This window comes from Amycolatopsis sp. 2-15 (genome assembly GCF_030285625.1).
Lineage (GTDB): Bacteria > Actinomycetota > Actinomycetes > Mycobacteriales > Pseudonocardiaceae > Amycolatopsis > Amycolatopsis carbonis.
Genome location: NZ_CP127294.1, coordinates 8,755,343 through 8,772,216 on the forward strand (window position 1 = coordinate 8,755,343; position 16,874 = coordinate 8,772,216).

The 16,874-nt window shown below is 71.2% G+C and carries 17 protein-coding genes; 2 read left to right on the forward strand and 15 right to left on the reverse strand.

The features are described from left to right. Positions 1–63 precede the first annotated feature (63 nt). The 11 genes from coaBC to pyrR all read right to left on the reverse strand — a co-directional run bounded on the left by coaBC (position 64) and on the right by pyrR (position 11,290). Positions 64–1,302, reverse strand: coding sequence for a bifunctional phosphopantothenoylcysteine decarboxylase/phosphopantothenate--cysteine ligase CoaBC (gene coaBC / locus QRX50_RS43175; protein ID WP_285968850.1), 1,239 nt, complete (start codon positions 1,300–1,302; stop codon positions 64–66). Next, a complete protein-coding gene (gene rpoZ, locus QRX50_RS43180; protein ID WP_220247522.1) occupies positions 1,295–1,546 on the reverse strand; it encodes a DNA-directed RNA polymerase subunit omega in 252 nt (83 codons plus the stop codon). Before rpoZ ends, coaBC begins: the two co-directional genes overlap by 8 nt. A 23-nt stretch (positions 1,547–1,569) precedes the next feature. Next, positions 1,570–2,232: a guanylate kinase gene (gene gmk, locus QRX50_RS43185; RefSeq protein ID WP_285968851.1), complete on the reverse strand. Its 663-nt coding sequence runs from the start codon at positions 2,230–2,232 to the stop codon at positions 1,570–1,572. Beyond that, positions 2,229–2,546 (reverse strand): integration host factor, actinobacterial type, encoded by a 318-nt coding sequence (gene mihF, locus QRX50_RS43190; protein ID WP_003096398.1) that lies wholly within the window; start codon positions 2,544–2,546, stop codon positions 2,229–2,231. The genes gmk and mihF overlap by 4 nt, the downstream gene beginning before the upstream one ends. Before the next feature lie 107 nt (positions 2,547–2,653). Then, entirely contained in the window at positions 2,654–3,502 is an 849-nt protein-coding gene (gene pyrF, locus QRX50_RS43195) for an orotidine-5'-phosphate decarboxylase (RefSeq protein ID WP_285968852.1), read from the reverse strand. Beyond that, a complete protein-coding gene (carB, locus tag QRX50_RS43200) occupies positions 3,499–6,813 on the reverse strand; it encodes a carbamoyl-phosphate synthase large subunit (RefSeq protein ID WP_285968853.1) in 3,315 nt (1,104 codons plus the stop codon). Before carB ends, pyrF begins: the two co-directional genes overlap by 4 nt. Beyond that, the gene (gene carA / locus QRX50_RS43205) at positions 6,813–7,946 is read right to left on the reverse strand and encodes a glutamine-hydrolyzing carbamoyl-phosphate synthase small subunit (RefSeq protein WP_285968854.1); all 1,134 of its coding nucleotides are present in this window, start codon (positions 7,944–7,946) and stop codon (positions 6,813–6,815) included. The genes carB and carA overlap by 1 nt, the downstream gene beginning before the upstream one ends. Beyond that, the gene (locus tag QRX50_RS43210) at positions 7,943–8,458 is read right to left on the reverse strand and encodes a PH-like domain-containing protein (RefSeq protein WP_285968855.1); all 516 of its coding nucleotides are present in this window, start codon (positions 8,456–8,458) and stop codon (positions 7,943–7,945) included. Before QRX50_RS43210 ends, carA begins: the two co-directional genes overlap by 4 nt. Further along, positions 8,458–9,744 (reverse strand): dihydroorotase, encoded by a 1,287-nt coding sequence (locus QRX50_RS43215; protein ID WP_285968856.1) that lies wholly within the window; start codon positions 9,742–9,744, stop codon positions 8,458–8,460. The genes QRX50_RS43210 and QRX50_RS43215 overlap by 1 nt, the downstream gene beginning before the upstream one ends. Beyond that, complete coding sequence (locus tag QRX50_RS43220; protein WP_220238462.1) at positions 9,741–10,673, reverse strand: aspartate carbamoyltransferase catalytic subunit; 933 nt, start codon at positions 10,671–10,673, stop codon at positions 9,741–9,743. Before QRX50_RS43220 ends, QRX50_RS43215 begins: the two co-directional genes overlap by 4 nt. Continuing rightward, complete coding sequence (gene pyrR, locus QRX50_RS43225; RefSeq protein ID WP_285968857.1) at positions 10,670–11,290, reverse strand: bifunctional pyr operon transcriptional regulator/uracil phosphoribosyltransferase PyrR; 621 nt, start codon at positions 11,288–11,290, stop codon at positions 10,670–10,672. The genes QRX50_RS43220 and pyrR overlap by 4 nt, the downstream gene beginning before the upstream one ends. Positions 11,291–11,551: 261 nt before the next feature. On the opposite strand from pyrR, the gene bldD reads away from it, so the two are divergent. Next, a complete protein-coding gene (bldD, locus tag QRX50_RS43230; protein WP_003096372.1) occupies positions 11,552–12,040 on the forward strand; it encodes a transcriptional regulator BldD in 489 nt (162 codons plus the stop codon). A 417-nt stretch (positions 12,041–12,457) separates the two neighbouring features. On the opposite strand, the gene nusB is transcribed toward bldD, so the two are convergent. Genes nusB through QRX50_RS43245 form a run of 3 tightly spaced genes read right to left on the reverse strand, consistent with a single transcriptional unit; the run spans position 12,458 to position 14,619 of the window. Beyond that, a complete protein-coding gene (nusB, locus tag QRX50_RS43235) occupies positions 12,458–12,916 on the reverse strand; it encodes a transcription antitermination factor NusB (RefSeq protein ID WP_220238460.1) in 459 nt (152 codons plus the stop codon). Further along, on the reverse strand, positions 12,916–13,479 hold the full coding sequence (gene efp, locus QRX50_RS43240; protein WP_285968858.1) for an elongation factor P: 564 nt from the start codon (positions 13,477–13,479) through the stop codon (positions 12,916–12,918). Before efp ends, nusB begins: the two co-directional genes overlap by 1 nt. 42 nt (positions 13,480–13,521) lie before the next feature. Further along, complete coding sequence (locus QRX50_RS43245) at positions 13,522–14,619, reverse strand: M24 family metallopeptidase (protein WP_285968859.1); 1,098 nt, start codon at positions 14,617–14,619, stop codon at positions 13,522–13,524. 195 nt (positions 14,620–14,814) lie between these two features. Between QRX50_RS43245 and QRX50_RS43250 the strand changes: the two genes are divergently transcribed. Continuing rightward, positions 14,815–15,414: a B-4DMT family transporter gene (locus tag QRX50_RS43250; RefSeq protein ID WP_285968860.1), complete on the forward strand. Its 600-nt coding sequence runs from the start codon at positions 14,815–14,817 to the stop codon at positions 15,412–15,414. Here the strand turns inward: QRX50_RS43250 and QRX50_RS43255 are convergent. After that, on the reverse strand, positions 15,338–16,867 hold the full coding sequence (locus tag QRX50_RS43255) for a glycoside hydrolase family protein (protein ID WP_285968861.1): 1,530 nt from the start codon (positions 16,865–16,867) through the stop codon (positions 15,338–15,340). The two genes, QRX50_RS43250 and QRX50_RS43255, sit on opposite strands and share 77 nt — an antisense overlap. Positions 16,868–16,874 lie beyond the last annotated feature (7 nt).

Genomic DNA, 16,874 nt, shown 5'->3' on the forward strand with positions numbered 1-16,874 from the left:
GGTTTCGGCTCGGTACCCGCGAACTTAGGTACCCCTTACACGGCCCTACATTACCCAGAAGGCCTAGTGCTGGAGTCGACGTTCGCGCAAGCTTGTTACAGCGTCCCACACTGTGGCCGCGAGCCGCGCCTTCGCGCCGAGCGAGATCTCCTGCTCGGTGCCGTCGGCGGCCAGCAGCCAGCCGGAGTTGTCCTCCGTGCCGAACGCCTTGCCGTCGCCCACCGCGTTGACCACCAGCAGGTCGGCGCCCTTGCGCCGCAGCTTCGTGCGCGCGTGGTCGAGCACGCTGCCGTGCTCGTCGCCCGTCTCTGCGGCGAACCCAACCACCGTCTGGCCCTCGCGCCGGCCCTGGACCAGCTCGGCGAGGATGTCGGCGTTGCGGTCGAGGGTGATCACCGGGTCGGGCGAGTCGTCAGATTTCTTGATCTTGTAATCGGCCCTGGTGGCCGGCCGGAAGTCGGCGACGGCGGCGGCCATCACGACCACGTCGGCGTCCGCGGCGGCCGCGTGCACGGCCTTGCGCAGCTCCTCCGCGCTCGACACGCGCTCCACGTGCGCGCCGGCGGGCTGGGGCAGCTCGACGGTGTGGGCCGCGATCAACGTCACGTCGGCACCGCGCTGGGCGGCCACGCGCGCGAGCGCGAAACCCTGCTTGCCCGACGAACGGTTGCCCAGGTAACGGACGGGGTCCAGCGGTTCCCGCGTGCCGCCCGCGGAGACGACCACGCGCAGGCCCTCGAGGTCGCGCGGCAACGCGCGGGGCTCGTCGAGCAGCAGGCGGGCCAGGTCCACGATCTCGGCCGGGTCGGCCAGCCGGCCCTTGCCGGTGTCGACACCTGTGAGGCGACCGGCGGCGGGCTCGGTCACGACCAAACCGCGCGACCGCAGCAGCGCCACGTTGTCCTGCGTGGCCCGGTGCTCCCACATCTCCGTGTGCATCGCCGGGAAGAAGGCGACCGGGCACCGGGCGGTGAGCAGGGTCGTGGTGAGGAGGTCGTCGGCGATGCCGTGCGCGGCCTTGGCCAGCAGGTTGGCGGTCGCCGGGACGATCAGCACGAGGTCGGCTTCCTTGCCGACGCGCACGTGCTGCACCTCGGGCACCTCCGTGAACACCCCGGTGTGCACCGGGTGTCCCGAGAGGGCCTCGAAGGTGGCCGCGCCGACGAAGTTCAGCGCGGCTTCGGTGGGCACCACGCGGACGTCGTGCCCGGACTCGGTGAGGCCCCGCAGGACCTCACAGGCCTTGTAGGCGGCGATGCCGCCGCCCACGCCCAGGACGATCCTGGGCTTGGTGTCACTCACCCTCGGTGTGTTCGAGCAGACCACCGTGGATCTCGCGCAGCGCGATCGACAGCGGCTTCTCGCGGGGGCCCGGCTCCACGAGGGGGCCGACGTACTCCAGCAGACCCTCGCCCAACTGGGCGTAGTAGTCGTTGATCTGACGCGCGCGCTTGGCCGAGTAGATCACCAGCGCGTACTTCGAGGAGACCTTTTCGAGCAGGTCGTCGATCGGCGGGTTGGTGATGCCCTCGAGCTCTTCCAGCATCGCCTGTTGAACAGCCACTCGTGCTACTCCGTATCGTCCAGGATATCGGCGGCAGAGGAATCGCCACCGGTAATCAAGTCTAGCAACCTCGCCGCGGCGGTCCCCACGTCGGCGTTCACGAGCCGGACGTCGAACTCGCCCGCGGCCGCCAGTTCGCGTTCCGCCTCGGCGAGCCGGGCCTGCACGGCGGCCTCCGATTCGGTGCCGCGCCCGGTGAGCCTACCGACCAGCTCGTCCCACGAGGGCGGCATCAGCATCACCAGCCGGGCCTCCGGCATGGCCGCCCGGACCTGCCGCGCGCCCTGCAGCTCGATCTCCAGCACGGCGGGCCGGCCGGCCGCCAGGGCCCGCTCCACGGGCTCGCGCGGCGTGCCGTAGCAGTTGCCCGCGAACTCCGCCCACTCCAGCAGCCGCCCGTCGGCGACCATCCGGTCGAACTCGGCCCGCTCCACGAAGTGGTAGTGGCTTCCGTCGACCTCGCCGGGCCTCGGCTTCCGCGTCGTGACCGAGACGCTGAAGTAGATGTCCGGTTCGAGCTTGCGCAGCTCCCCCACCACGCTCGACTTCCCGACACCGGAAGGCCCCGAGACGACGGTGAGCCGGTGGCGGGAGGTGTCCCCCGCCACCGGCTCACCGTCGCGGTCGGTGTCCCGGATCACCGGGTAGTCCTGACCGACGCCGCTCACTCTCCGCTGAACTCGGCCAGCAGCGCCTTGCGCTGCCGGTCGCCGAGCCCGCGGAGCCTGCGGCTGGGCGCGATCTCCAGTCGTTCCATGGTCTGCTGGGCACGAACCTTGCCGACGCCGGGGAGAGCCTCGAGCAGGGCCGAAACCTTCATCTTGCCGAGGACTTCGTTCTCCTCGGCCTGCTTCAGCACGTCGACCAGAGTGGTACCGCCCCGCTTCAGCCGCTCCTTCAGCTCAGCACGGATGCGGCGGGCGGCGGCGGCCTTCTCCAGCGCCGCAGCACGCTGTTCCTCTGTCAGCTGGGGAAGTGCCACGTTTTCCTCCGGTAGTTCTCAAATCTGGGTGGGTGACGCGACGGTACCCACCCTTGAGCAGGCGCCACAATGCGGGGGTGGCTGGTGGAAGCCGATTCCGGGGCCTGCTATTGGTCTTTTTCGGCTGTGTGGCCCAGCAGCGCGGCGACCCGGACGACCTCGCGGCGCATGGCCTCGGGGTCCGGACCGTGGCGCAGCAGGTCGCGCGAAGACGCCGGCAGCACCCCCGGCAGATCAGGCCCGAAGACTGCCCTTAAGTCCGCCACAGTTGCCCCCTGGGCGCCGAAACCGGGTGCCAGCACCGGTCCGTTGAGCCGGGAAAGGTCCAGCTCACCGGGGCTGATCGTGGCTCCCACGACCACGCCGACGTCGCCGAGGGGCTCGGCACCGGCGTTGTGGTCCGCGGCCGCGTCGACGATGCTCTGGGCCACCGTGCGCCCGTCCGCCAGCCGCGCGCTCTGCAGCGCGTGGGCCTCCGGGTTCGACGTCCGCGCGAGCACGAACAAGCCGTTGCCCGCCGCCGTGGCGGCCGCCACGGCGGGATCGAGCGCGCCGAACCCGAGGTACGGCGAAACTGTGGCCGCGTCGGCCTTGAACGCGGCTTTGTCGGCCACGTAGGCGGCCGTGTAGGCCGCCATCGTGGAGCCGATGTCGCCGCGCTTCACGTCCAGCAGCACGAGCGCACCGGCGTCGTGGGCCGCGTCCACGACGCGTTCGAGCACCGCCACGCCGGGCGGGCCGAACGCCTCGAAGAACGCGGACTGTGGCTTCACGATCGCCGTGACGGCTGCCAGGACCTCCGTGGCGCCCAGCGCGAACCGTTCCAGACCACTCACGTCCAGGGGCAGGCCCCAGGACTCGATCAGGCCCGGATGCGGGTCGATCCCGGCGCACAGCGGCCCGCGGGCCGCCACCGCTCTCGCCAGGCGCGCGCCGAACCGCTCGGGCCCGCTCACGACGTGGCCTTCAGCGCCGCCTGGAGGCTCTGAAGGCTCCGCACCCCGATGTCACCCCGGATGAGCGCCTCGATGCCGTGCACGGCCGCCGCGGCGCCCTGCACGGTGGTGATGCACGGGATGTCGCGCGACACCGCCGCGGTGCGGATCTCGTAACCGTCGATGCGCGGGCCGCTGTTGCCGTACGGCGTGTTGATGACCATCTCCACCCCGCCGGCCAGGATCACGTCCACGATGTTGGGCTCGGCTTCGGTGGATCCCTCGTAGTGCTTGCGCACCACGGTGCAGTCGACTCCGTTGCGCCGCAACACTTCCGCGGTGCCGGACGTCGCGAGGATCTCGAACCCGAGGTCCGCCAAGCGCTTCACGGGGAAGACCATCGAGCGCTTGTCGCGGTTGGCCACCGACACGAACACGCGCCCGGACGTCGGCAGCGAGCCGTACGCGCCGCTCTGCGACTTCGCGAACGCCTTCCCGAAGGACACGTCCACGCCCATCACCTCGCCCGTGGACTTCATCTCCGGGCCCAGCAAGGAATCCACGCCGTGGCCTTCCGGCGTGCGGAAGCGGTGGAACGGCAGCACGGCCTCCTTGACTGCCACCGGCGAGTCGGCCGGCATCCGGCCGCCGTCGCCCTTGGCGGGCAGCACGCCCGAGGCGCGCAGGTCCTTGATCGTCGAGCCGGTCATGACCAAGGCCGCCGCCTTCGCGAGCGGCACCGCGGTGGCCTTCGAGACAAACGGCACCGTGCGCGAGGCGCGCGGGTTGGCCTCCAGCACGTAGAGCACGTCGTCCTTGAGCGCGTACTGCACATTCAGCAGGCCGCGCACGCCGACACCGCGGGCGATCGCCTCCGTGGAACGGCGCACCTCCTCGAGGTCGGTCGCGCCGAGCGTGATCGGCGGCAGCGCGCACGAGGAGTCGCCGGAGTGGATACCGGCCTCCTCGATGTGCTCCATCACGCCGCCGAGGTAGAGCTCCTCGCCGTCGAACAGCGCGTCGACGTCGATCTCGATCGCGTCGTCGAGGAAGCGGTCGACGAGCACCGGGTGCTCGGGCGTGACCTCGGTGGCGCGGCGGATGTAGCCGGCGAGCGACTCCTCGTCGTAGACGATCTCCATGCCGCGCCCGCCGAGCACGTAGGACGGGCGCACCAGCACCGGATAGCCGATCTCGTCGGCGATCCGCTTGGCGCCCTCGAACGACGTCGCCGTGCCGTACTTCGGCGCGGGCAGCCCGGCGTCGCCGAGCACCTCGCCGAACGCGCCGCGGTCTTCGGCCAGGTTGATGGCCTCCGGCGGCGTGCCGACCACAGGGACACCGGCGTCGGCCAGGCGCTTGGCCAGGCCCAGCGGGGTCTGGCCGCCGAGCTGGACGATCACGCCCGCGACGGTGCCCGACTGCTGCTCCGCGTGCACGACCTCGAGCACGTCCTCGAAGGACAGCGGCTCGAAGTACAGGCGGTCGGAGGTGTCGTAGTCGGTGGAGACGGTCTCGGGGTTGCAGTTGACCATCACGGCCTCGAACCCGGCCTCGCGCAACGCGATCGCGGCGTGCACGCAGGAGTAGTCGAACTCGATGCCCTGCCCGATCCGGTTCGGACCGGAGCCGAGGATGAGCACCTTCGGCTTGTCACCCTGCGCCACGACCTCCGACTGCGCCGCGGGATCGGTCTCGTAGGCCGAGTAGTGGTAGGGCGTGTCCGCCTTGAACTCGGCCGCGCACGTGTCCACGGTCTTGAACACCGGCCGCACGCCGAGACGGTGGCGCAGCGTGCGCACGCCGTCCTCACCCGCGAGTTCCGGGCGCAGCGCGGCGATCTGGCGGTCGGACAGGCCCGTGCGCTTGGCGCGGCGCAGCAGCTCGCCGTCGAGCACCGGCGCGTCGCGCACCTCGGAGCCGACCTCGCCGATCAGCGCGATCTGGTCCACGAACCACGGGTCGATGCCGCTGGCCTCGTGCACCTGCTCGACGGTGGCGCCCAGGCGCAGCGCCCGCTCCACCTCGTACAGCCGGCCCTCGTGCGGCACGCGCAGGGCGTCCAAAGTGGACTCCATCGTCGCGCCCTCGGGGTCCGGCAGGGTCCAGAACCCGGTCGCCTTCGTCTCGATCGACCGCATGGCCTTGCCGAGCGCCTCAGGGAAGCTGCGGCCGAAGGACATCGCTTCGCCGACGCTCTTCATGGTCGTCGTCAGCGTCGGGTCCGCGCCGGGGAACTTCTCGAACGCGAAGCGCGGGATCTTCACCACGACGTAGTCCAGCGTCGGCTCGAAGGCAGCCGGGGTCTCGCCGGTGATGTCGTTCTGGATTTCGTCGAGCGTGTAGCCGATGGCGAGCTTCGCGGCGATCTTGGCGATCGGGAAACCGGTGGCCTTCGACGCGAGCGCCGAGGACCGCGACACGCGCGGGTTCATCTCGATCACGACCATGCGCCCGTCGTCCGGGTTGATCGCGAACTGGATGTTGCAGCCGCCGGTGTCCACGCCGACCTCGCGCAGCACGGCGATGCCGACGTCGCGCATCACCTGGTACTCGCGGTCGGTGAGCGTCATCGTGGGCGCGACGGTGACGGAGTCACCCGTGTGCACACCCATCGCGTCGACGTTCTCGATCGAGCAGACGACCACGACGTTGTCGCTCTTGTCGCGCATCAGCTCGAGCTCGTACTCCTTCCAGCCGAGCACGCTCTCCTCGATGAGCACCTCGGTGACCGGCGACTCGCTCAGGCCGGTGGACGCCAGGCGCTCCAGTTCCTCGGGCGTGTAGGCCAGGCCGGAACCCAGACCGCCCATGGTGAACGACGGCCGGATCACGACCGGCAGGCCGAGCTCGGCGACGGTCGCGCGCACGTCTTCCATCGTGTTGCAGACGCGGCTGCGCGGGACCTCGGCGCCGATCGTGCGCACGATGTCCTTGAACTTCTGCCGGTCCTCACCGCGCTGGATGGCGTCGATGTCGGCGCCGATCAGCTCCACGCCGTACTTCTCGAGCACGCCGCGCTCGTGCAGCGCGACCGCGCAGTTGAGCGCCGTCTGCCCGCCGAGGGTCGCGAGGATCGCGTCCGGCCGCTCCACCGCGATGACCTTCTCCACGAAGTCCGGCGTGACCGGCTCGATGTAGGTGGCGTCGGCGAACTCGGGGTCGGTCATGATGGTGGCCGGGTTCGAGTTCACCAGGCTCACGCGCAGACCCTCGGCCCGCAGCACCCGGCAGGCCTGCGTACCCGAGTAGTCGAACTCGGCGGCCTGCCCGATCACGATCGGCCCGGAGCCGATCACCAGCACGTGCTGGATGTCCGTCCTCTTCGGCATCAGGCCTTCTTCTCCATCAACTCAACGAACTCGTCGAACAGGGGCGCCGCGTCGTGCGGACCGGCCGCGGCTTCGGGGTGGTACTGCACCGAGAACGCCGGCACGTCGAAGGCGCGCACGCCCTCGACGGTGTCGTCGTTGGGGCAGTAGTGGCTGATCTGCGCGGCGCCGTAGGGCGATTCGAACCGCTGGCCCGGCTCGCCTTCGAGCGCGAAGCCGTGGTTCTGCGCCGTGATCGCGACGCGGCCGGTGGCCACGTCGATCACCGGGATGTTGATGCCGCGGTGGCCGTAGCGCATCTTGTAGGTGCCCAGCCCCAGCGCGCGGCCGAGGATCTGGTTGCCGAAGCAGATGCCGAACAGCGGGATCTCGCGCTCCAGCACGGCCTTCGTCAACGCGGTGGCGTGCGTGGTGGTCGCGGGGTCACCCGGGCCGTTGGAGAGGAAAACGCCGTCGGCCTCGACCGCGAGCAGCTCCTCGACCGTGGTCGCGGCGGGCAGCACGTGGACCTCGATGCCGCGCTGCGCCATCAGGCGCGGGGTGTTGGACTTGATGCCCAGGTCGAGCGCGGCGACGCGGAAGCGCCGTTCGCCTTGCGCCTCGACGACGTAGGGCTTGTCCGTGGAGACCTCGCCCGCGAGGTCGGCGCCCTTCATCTGCGGACTCGCCAGGACCTCGGCCACCATCTGCTCGTCGCTGCCCAGCGCGTCGCCGGAGAACACCCCGGCGCGCATCGCGCCCTGCTCGCGCAGGTGGCGGGTGAGCGTGCGGGTGTCGACCTCGGCGATGCCGACGATGCCCTGGCGGGCCAGCTCCTCGTCGAGGCCGCGCTTGCTGCGCCAGTTGGACGGCGTACGGGCCGGGTCGCGCACCACGTAGCCCGAGACCCAGATGCGGGCCGACTCGTCGTCCTCGTCGTTCCAGCCGGTGTTGCCGATCTGCGGTGCGGTCTGCACCACGATCTGCCGGTGGTAGGACGGGTCGGTCAGCGTCTCCTGGTAGCCGGTCATGCCGGTGCAGAACACCGCCTCGCCGAGCGTCCGCCCGCGCGCGCCGTAGGCCGCGCCGCGGAAGACCCGGCCGTCTTCCAGAACCAGGGCGGCGGGGACGCGGGTGCCGTTCGCGGTGCTCACTGGGCACCTCCCTTGATGTCGTGATCCGAGTTGTCGGGGGAAAGCTGGTCGATCCACTGTGGATAGTCGTCGAGTTCGTCGCCGCGAAAGCCGGTGTCGAGGTCGGCGTCTCCGGCTCGCCAGGTGATGACGAGCAGCGCGTCGGTGCCCATCACCTTCCCGGCGATCTTCGAGTCGCGCCGGATCCCGGTGACCGCCTCGCGCGGGATCCAGAAGTCGGGCGCGCCACCGCGTTCCACCGCGATGCCGCCGGGGTGCAGGCGCCAGACCGCGCCGGTGCGCAGCCCCGCGCCCCGCGTCACGACCCGGTCCTGCCAGTTGCCCGCGGTGGTGGTGCTGACGTAGAGCCCGGTCGACTCCAGCAGGATCTCACCGGGATCCCCGGGAATTCCCGGGAACGGCGGCACCTGCGCGCTCTGCGAGCGCGACTTGCGCCGCCAGCCCACCCACATGCCCCACAGGCACAGGAGGAAGAAGACGACGATCCCCAGCGTGAGGAAGAACCGGTCCATCAGCAGATCTTCCCTTCGCGCGCGGTGATCCGCCCGCGCAGCACGGTGGCCGTCACCACGGCGGGCAGCCGCATTCCCTCGTACGGGGTGTTCGCCGAGATGCTGGCGAGCTCCGCGCCGCGCACCGTCCACTCGGCACTCGGGTCCACGAGAGTCAGGTTCGCGGGCTCGCCGACCTCGAGCGGGCGGCCGTGGTCGGGCAGGTTGCCGATCGCGGCGGGCCGCTCACTCATCACGCGGGCGACGCCGCGCCAGTCGAGCAGGCCCGGCTCCACCATCGCGCGGACGACGACCGAGAGCGCGGTCTGCAGGCCCAGCATGCCCGGGCGCGCGGCGCTCCACTCGGTGTCCTTGTCCTGCACGGCGTGGGGCGCGTGGTCCGTGGCGACGCAGTCGATCACGCCCTCGGCCAGCGCCGCGCGCAGCTTCTCGACGTCGCCGCCCGTGCGCAGCGGCGGGTTCACCTTGTTCACCGGGTCGTAGGTGGCCAGGCGCTCGTCGGTGAGCAGCAGGTGGTGCGGCGTGACCTCGGCCGACACCTTGGTTCCGCGCTCCTTCGCCCAGCGCAGCACGTCGACGGTGCCCGAAGTGGACACATGGCAGACGTGCAGGCGGGCCTTGGCGTGCAGCGCGAGCAGGCAGTCGCGCGCGACGATCGACTCCTCGGCCGAAGCCGGCCAGCCCGGGTAGCCCAGGCGCGCTGAGTTCTCGCCCTCGTTGGCCTGCGCGCCGACCGTGAGCCGCGGTTCCTCGGCGTGCTGGGCGATCACGGCGTCGAGCGCGGTCGAGTACTCCAGCGCGCGGCGCATCAGCAGCGGGTCGGCCACGCACACGCCGTCGTCGGAGAACACGCGCACCGCGGCGGTGCCCTTGGCCATCGTGCCGAGCTCGGCGAGCTTCTCGCCCTTGAGGCCCACAGTGACGGCGCCGATTGGGTGCACGTCGACCAGCCCGGCCTCCTGCCCGCGCCGCCACACGTGGTCGGTCACGAGCGCGTTGTCGGCCACCGGGTCGGTGTTGGCCATGGCGAACACGGCCGTGTAGCCGCCCAGCGCCGCGGCGGCCGAGCCGGTCTCGATCGTCTCGGTGTCCTCGCGGCCGGGCTCGCGCAGGTGGGTGTGCAGGTCGACGAACCCGGGCAGCAGCACCTGGCCCTCGGCCTCGACCACCTCGGCGTCTTCCGGGACCTCGACGGCACCGATCGCGGTGATCACGCCGTCCTCGACGAGGACGTCCACCGGTTCGCCCTCCCCGTACGGGCGGGCGCCCTTGATCACGAGGCTCACGCAGCGGCTCCTTCACTGGCCAAGAGGTGGTAGAGGACCGCCATGCGCACGTGGACGCCGTTGCGGACCTGTTCGGTGATGGCCGAGGCCGGGGAGTCGGCGACCGCCGAGGCGATCTCCATCCCGCGCAGCATCGGGCCGGGGTGCAGCACCACGGCGTGGTCCGGCAGCAGCCGCTGGCGGCGCTCGGACAGGCCGTAGGAGATCGAGTACTCGCGCGAGCTCGGGAAAAACCCGCCGTGCATGCGTTCGGCTTGCACCCGCAGCATCATCACGGCGTCGACGGCCGGCAGTTCGGCGTCGAGGTCGTGCGAGACCGTGACCGGCAGCGTCTCCACGCCGACCGGCAGCAGCGTCGGCGGCGCGACGAGCACCACCTCCGCGCCGAGGGTGCTCAGCAGGTGGATGTTCGACCGGGCGACGCGGCTGTGCAGCACGTCGCCGACGATCGCCACCCGGCGGTCCTTCAGCGACCCGAGCCGCTCGCGCAGGGTCGCCGCGTCGAGCAGCGCCTGCGTGGGGTGCTCGTGGGTGCCGTCGCCCGCGTTGACCACCGCGGTGCCGGCCTCGGCGAGCCAGCCCGACAGCCGGTGCGCCGCGCCCGAGGCGGGATGCCGGACGATCACGCAGTCGGCGCCCGCGGCGGCGAGGGTGAGCGCGGTGTCCCGCAGCGACTCGCCCTTGTTCACCGAGGAGCTCGACGCCGAGACGTTGATCACGTCGGCGCTCATCCACTTCCCGGCGATCTCGAACGACACGCGCGTGCGGGTGGAGTTCTCGTAGAACAGGGTGATCACCGTGCGGCCGCGCAGCGTCGGCAGCTTGCGGACCTCCCGGCCGAGCAGCGTGTGCTTCAGCTCGTCGGCGGTGTCGAGGACGGCCGTGGCGGTGTCGGCGTCCAACCCGTCGGTGGCGAGCAGGTGCTTCACCGGGATTCTCCTTCCGGCGCGCGGAGCAGGACCGCGTCGCGCCCGTCCGTTTCGGACAGCAGCACGGACACGCCCTCGGCCCGCGCGGTGGGCACGTTCTTGCCGACGTAGTCGGCGCGGATCGGCAGCTCGCGGTGGCCGCGGTCGACGAGCACGGCCAGCTGCACGGCGCGCGGGCGGCCGTGGTCGCGCAGGGCGTCGAGCGCGGCGCGGATGGTGCGGCCGGAGAACAGCACGTCGTCGACCAGGATCACCACCCGGTCGTCGATGCCGCCGGGCGGCAGCTGCGTCTGTTCGAGCGCGCGCGGTGGACGGCGGCGCAGGTCGTCGCGGTACAGGGTGACGTCGAGGGCCCCTGTCGGGGGGACGACGCGTGAGAACTCACCGATCTTCCCGGCGAGCCGGGTGGCCAGCGGAGTACCGCGGGTGGGGATGCCCAGCAACACCGGCGGGGCTTGATCACCGGGTGAGCCGAGGTCACCGGAAGCACCCGCACCGACTGCGGTCTTCTCGATGACCTGATGGGCCATCCGGGCTATCGTGCGCGCGACATCGCCGGCCGAAAGAAGCTCGCGCTCCCCGACCGGTTCCGCCGCGCCACGCGGACGTGACGACAAGGCGGACCTCCTTCCCCGCCTCTCTGGACGGGTCCTTAAAGGACGTCGATTCCCAGCTCGTGCGGGGAAATCGCACCGACAGTAGCAGGAGTGGTCAATCAGCCTTCCGGGTGGTGTGCCCACGTCCGCGACCAGGTAGGAAGACCTTCTGCTTGACCTGGTGACAACTATGCGTAACCATTACTCTGAGTATTCGACTCGAGGAGTCCCCTGACCGGTCACCCCGACCGGCGTGGGGGTGAGGAAACGGAGAACCACCAGATGGGCGATTACGCCAAGGCGCTCGGGGCCAAGCTCCGCGGGATCCGCCAGCAGCAGGGACTCTCCCTGCACGGGGTCGAGCAGAAGTCGGGCGGCCGCTGGAAGGCCGTCGTCGTCGGCTCGTACGAGCGTGGCGACCGCGCCGTCACCGTCCAGAAGCTGGCCGAACTGGCCGACTTCTACGGTGTACCGGTGGTCGAACTGCTGCCGGAGGGCCGTGTGCCCTCGGGTGCCGAGCCCGCCACGAAGATCGTGATCAACCTCGAGCGGCTCCAGCAGCTGCCCGCGGAGAAGGTCGGCCCGCTCGCGCGGTACGCGGCCACGATCCAGAGCCAGCGCGGCGACTACAACGGCAAGGTGCTCTCCATCCGCACCGAGGACCTGCGCTCGCTCGCGATCATCTACGACATGACCCCCGGTGAGCTCACCGAACAGCTCATCGACTGGGGCGTCCTGCCGCCCGAGGCTCGTCCGTCCAAAGAAGACTGATGGGCGGCGGTTGCCCGACGCGGTGGGTGTTTTCGGCGGGGCACCGGAAACACCCACCGAGCTTCGGACACCGCCGGACCGGCTGCGGACGGTGATCAACATCGCCCCGGCCGTCCCCTCGCACCCACGTCCGCCGTTCCGGCGCGTGACCCGTTCGGGCTAGCGCTTCCGGATTGCCGTGACGGTGAACCCGGTTCACCGGGCGACACCCGGGCGGGCCCGAGCACGGCCCGGCGCAGGCCGGAGACCGCTCGGTGTGACGAAGACCTCTTCCGGACCCCACTCGTGAGGCTTCCTGGGGGCACCCGCACAACGCCGAAGGCCGCGGCTCCTTCACGGAGCTCGCGGCCTTCGGCGGATTTTTCGACTGTGTTCGCCGGCTGTGTTCGCCGGTTTTCGACGTCGGGCGTCAGCGGCTCAGAGCACGGCCCGCAGGCGGTCGGCGATCGTCCCGATGCGCCCGAGCACGCCGTTGACGAAGCGCGGCGAGTCGTCGGTGGAGAGCTCTTTCGCCAGGCCCACGGCCTCGTCGATCGCGACGGGGTCGGGCACGTCGGAGGACCAGAGCATCTCGTAGACGCCCACCCGCAGCACCGCCAGGTCGACCGGCGGCATGCGGTCCAGGGTCCAGCCCTGCGAGTGCTCGGCGAGCAGCTCGTCGACCTGCTCGCGATGGGTCGTGACGCCCTCCACGACGGTGATCGTGTAGTCGGCGACCGGGTCGACATCGGTGGACCCGACCCGGTCGGCCAGCAGCGTGACCGGGTCGGTGCCGCGTTGCGACGCTTCGTACAGCATCTCGACGGCACGCCGGCGGGCCTGCCGCCTGCTGATCGCACCGCCGCGGTTCGGGTGCGGCTTCTGTTTGTCCGCCATCAGCCGGAGACGCGGCCGAGGTACCGGCCGTCACGCGTGTCGACCTTGATCTTCTCGCCGGTCGAGACGAACAGCGGGACCTGGATCTCGGCGCCGGTCTCCAGCGTCGCCGGCTTGGTGCCGCCGGTGGAGCGGTCGCCCTGCAGGCCCGGGTCGGTGTGCTGGATGAGGATCTCGACCGAGGTCGGGAGCTCGACGTACAGCGCCTCGTTCTCGTGCACCGCGACCTGGACCTCGGTGTTCTCGAGCATGTAGTTGGCGTTGTCCGACACGACCTCGGCCGGAACCGTGATCTGGTCGTAGGTGTCGCCGTCCATGAACACGAAGTCCTGACCGTCCTTGTACAGGTAGGTCATGTTCCGGCGGTCCACGGTGGCCGTTTCGACCTTCGTGCCGGCGTTGAAGGTCTTGTCGACGACCTTCCCCGTCAGCACGTGCTTGAGCGTGGTGCGCACGAACGCACCGCCCTTGCCCGGCTTGACGTGCTGGAACGCGGTGACGGTCCAGAGCTGGCCCTCGAGGTTGAGGACGAGCCCGTTCTTCAGGTCGTTGGTGGTGGCCACGAGCTTTCGGTCTCCTGTGTCGATCTCTTCGTCCGCGGCCGCTCAGACGGCCACGAGGTCCTTGGTGCTCAGGGTGAGGAGTTCGGGCCCGGAGTCCCGCACGACGAGCGTGTCCTCGATGCGCACGCCACCGCGCCCCGCGAGGTAGACGCCGGGCTCGACGGTGACCGCCATACCGGCGGACAGTGTACCGACGCCCGTGGTAGCGAGGCTGGGCGCCTCGTGCACCTCGAGCCCGACGCCGTGGCCGAGGCCGTGCGCGAACTCCTCCGCGCGGCCCGCGGCGGCGATCACGGAGCGCGCCGCGGCGTCCACTTCGGACACGTCGGCGCCCGGGAACACGGCCGCCGTACCGGCCGCCTGGGCGCGGTGGACCAGGTCGTAGAGCTCGCGCTGCCAGTCGGCGGCCTTGCCGAGCACGAACGTGCGGGTCATGTCGGAGTGGTACCCGTCGACGGTCGCGCCGAAGTCGAGCTTCACGAAGTCGCCTTCGCGCAGCTCGGCGCCGGTGGGCTGGTGGTGCGGGATCGCCGAGTTGGGCCCGGCGGCCACGATCGTGGCGAACGACGGCTCCGACGAACCGTGCTCCAGCATGCGGTTCTCCAGGTCGCGCGCCACTTCCAGCTCGGTGCGCCCGGCGCTCAGGCCGCCGGCCGCGAGCAGGTCGGCGAGCGCGCGGTCGGCCGCCGCGCAGGCCGAGCGCAGGGCCGCGACCTCGACCTCGTCCTTCACCGCGCGCAGCTGCTCGATTAGCCCGGGCGTGCGGATCAGCGTCACCTTGTCGAAGCGCACCTTGAGCGCCTCGTGGTCTTCCACGCTCACGTGCTGGCTTTCGAACCCGGTGCGCCCGTAGGTCGAGTGGGCGCGGGCCGCGAAGTCGGCGAGCACGCGGTCGCTGGCGCGGCCCATCACGCGTTCGAGATCGGGCACCTCGGACGCCGACTGGGTCGTGTAGCGGCCGTCGGTGCAGAACACGGTCTGCGCCTCGCCGCCGGCGTGCACGAGCAGCGCAGCGTTCGACCCGGTGAACCCGGTGAGGTAGCGGATGTTGAGCAGGTCGGTGACCAGCAGCGCGTCGACCCCGGACTCGGTGATCAGGGACCGCAGCGCGCCGCGACGGTGAGCATGGGTTTCAGGCACCCGGCCAGCTTAGCCACGCGGATCCGCCACCCCGCCAGCCGCGCGACCCCGCACCCCAATGCGGCGTTCGATGCTCCATCCATGCCCCCGCCACCCTCAACGGAGGCGCTGCCCGCCCAAGCCCCATTCAACGCGCCCGAAGCCGCATTGGGGCGGACCACACGGCGTTCACCCGGTGGCACCTACACTCCGTCCATGCTGGGTGCCTGGTTGACTCGCGGGCTGGTCATGGCCGCCGTCCACGCCGCCGCCATGACGCTGCTCGCCAAGTGGTCCGTGTTCCACCCGACCGACCAGACGGTGATCACGTCCGTCACCCTCGCCGTGCTGGTGGGCGTCGCGGCGCTGTGGAGCGCGGTCGACGGCTGGCGCGGCAAGCCGGACCGCGGCCGCGCCTGGTTCATCGCGTCGCTGGTCGCCGGCGTCGTCTCCGGCATCCTGTACGTGATCGGCCGCGCGGTGTTCGTCGACCAGACCGGAACCTCGGAGCTGGGCGCGGCGCTCACCGGAGGCGCGGCGTTCTCGGCGCTGCTGGTGCTGGTGCCGGCCGGGCTGGGGCTGTTCGTCGGCTCGCGCGTGCGGCGGCCGGCACCGGAGGACGACGAGCCGGAGCCCGAGGACGACGAGGACGACGGTTCGGGCAGCCAGTCGGGTCAGCTGGAGCTGCCGGAACCCGAGGCCGAACCGGCCTGCGCGCCGCGGCCGAAGCCGTCGCCGGTCAGCCGCCCAGCGGGAGCCCGGGGGCGTAGGCGTCCCACTGTCGCGGGTCGATCTCCGTCACCTCGGCCCCGTTGAGGTCCACGATCGTGGTGTCGGGCAGGCCGTAGAGCTCATTTCCGAGCACCACGCCGTACCCGTGACCGTCCGAGTGGACCACGTTCGTGCCCGACTTCAGCGTCGTCTTCACGGGCAGCCCGGCGACGGGCGCGAGCGGCCGGTCCACGACCTCGCCCGCGAGGGCGGCGGCAACCGAGCGGCGGTCGACGCGGATGCGCACGCCGCGGCGGAACAGGTCCATCCGGCGGTCCGGTGACGGCATCGCGACGCCGTCGAACGTCGTGGTCACGCGGTCGGGGCTCGAGCAGCCGCCGGCTCCCTGCACGTCGAGACCGAAGTGCTTCAGGCCCGTCGGCGCGCTCGCGGAACCGATCGCGGTCGCGCGCACGACGTCGAACGAGACGGTGTCGCACGGGTCGGTGACCGACGTCGGCGCGTGGCCGTCCGGGCGCCGGATGAGGCCGGGCCCTTCCTTCCAGGCACCGGGGATCACCACCGGCGTGTAGGGCTGGAGCGTGAAGTCCTTGTCCCAGAAGGTGAGCGAGGTGCCGTCCGCGGTCTCGTGGGCGATCACGAACGCGTCGAGCGCGCCGACCCATTCGAGGTCGGCGCTGAACCCGTCGACCACCGAGCGCTCGCGCGGCGCGGCGGTGCCCGCTACGGGCGCGAAACCCTGGTCCCCCAACGCTTCCACGCCGCTGCGGAACGCCGGGTCGTGCGAGCGGATCACGAACTGGCCGGCGCCGTTCCAGCCGGCGGCGCGGCCGGTGGTGTCGGTGAACATGAGGTAGTACCAGCCGTCGAGGAACACGACCGAGGGCTGGCCGGCGCCGTAGACGTTGTCGCGGTGCACGTCGTGCGAGGGACCGAGGATCGGGCGCCCGCCAGCCGCGCGGGTCCAGTGGATGCCGTCGGGGCTCGTCGCGAGGCCGATGGCGTTGCCGAGCGCGTGGTCGCCCGCCGCGCCCGTGTAGTACAGGTAATAGGTACCGCCGACACGCAGCACGGACGGATCGCACGTGTGCACGCCGTCGAACGCGCCGGGCGAACCGGACAGGACCGCGATCGGCGCGCCGCCACCGGGTCCCGTGAACGGACCGTCGGCCGAAGGCGCTTCGGCGTAGAGGATGTCGTCGCCGGGCGGGGCCGCGCTGCCGTACTGGCTGCACCACCACAGGCGAGTCTTGCCGTTTTCGACCATCGCGGTGGGGCCGTAGTTGTACACCGCGTCGGCGGCTCCGGCCGCGACCACTCCGTTGCTCTGGCGGGCTTTCGCGGTCTCCAGCGGGACGTTCGCCGGGCGCGGGGGTTTCGCCGGAGCCGGCTTGCCGCCCGCGATACCGCCGTGGCCGGGTCCGTCGGCCTGGGTCTGCGCGTAGCTGTCGCTGCAGCCCGCCACCACGACCCCCGACAATGCCAGGGCGAACAGGGCTCGCGCGGGTCGCCGAACCCCGCCACGAAACGGGTGCATGATGGCC

Coding starts and splice junctions, on each gene's coding strand:
- nusB (WP_220238460.1), bottom strand. CDS start 12,916: ATGGCGGACAAACAGAAGCCGCACCCGAACCGCGGCGGTGCGATCAGC.
- rpoZ (WP_220247522.1), bottom strand. CDS start 1,546: ATGCTGGAAGAGCTCGAGGGCATCACCAACCCGCCGATCGACGACCTG.
- QRX50_RS43250 (WP_285968860.1), top strand. CDS start 14,815: ATGCTGGGTGCCTGGTTGACTCGCGGGCTGGTCATGGCCGCCGTCCAC.
- QRX50_RS43210 (WP_285968855.1), bottom strand. CDS start 8,458: ATGGACCGGTTCTTCCTCACGCTGGGGATCGTCGTCTTCTTCCTCCTG.
- QRX50_RS43255 (WP_285968861.1), bottom strand. CDS start 16,867: ATGCACCCGTTTCGTGGCGGGGTTCGGCGACCCGCGCGAGCCCTGTTC.
- bldD (WP_003096372.1), top strand. CDS start 11,552: ATGGGCGATTACGCCAAGGCGCTCGGGGCCAAGCTCCGCGGGATCCGC.
- carB (WP_285968853.1), bottom strand. CDS start 6,813: ATGCCGAAGAGGACGGACATCCAGCACGTGCTGGTGATCGGCTCCGGG.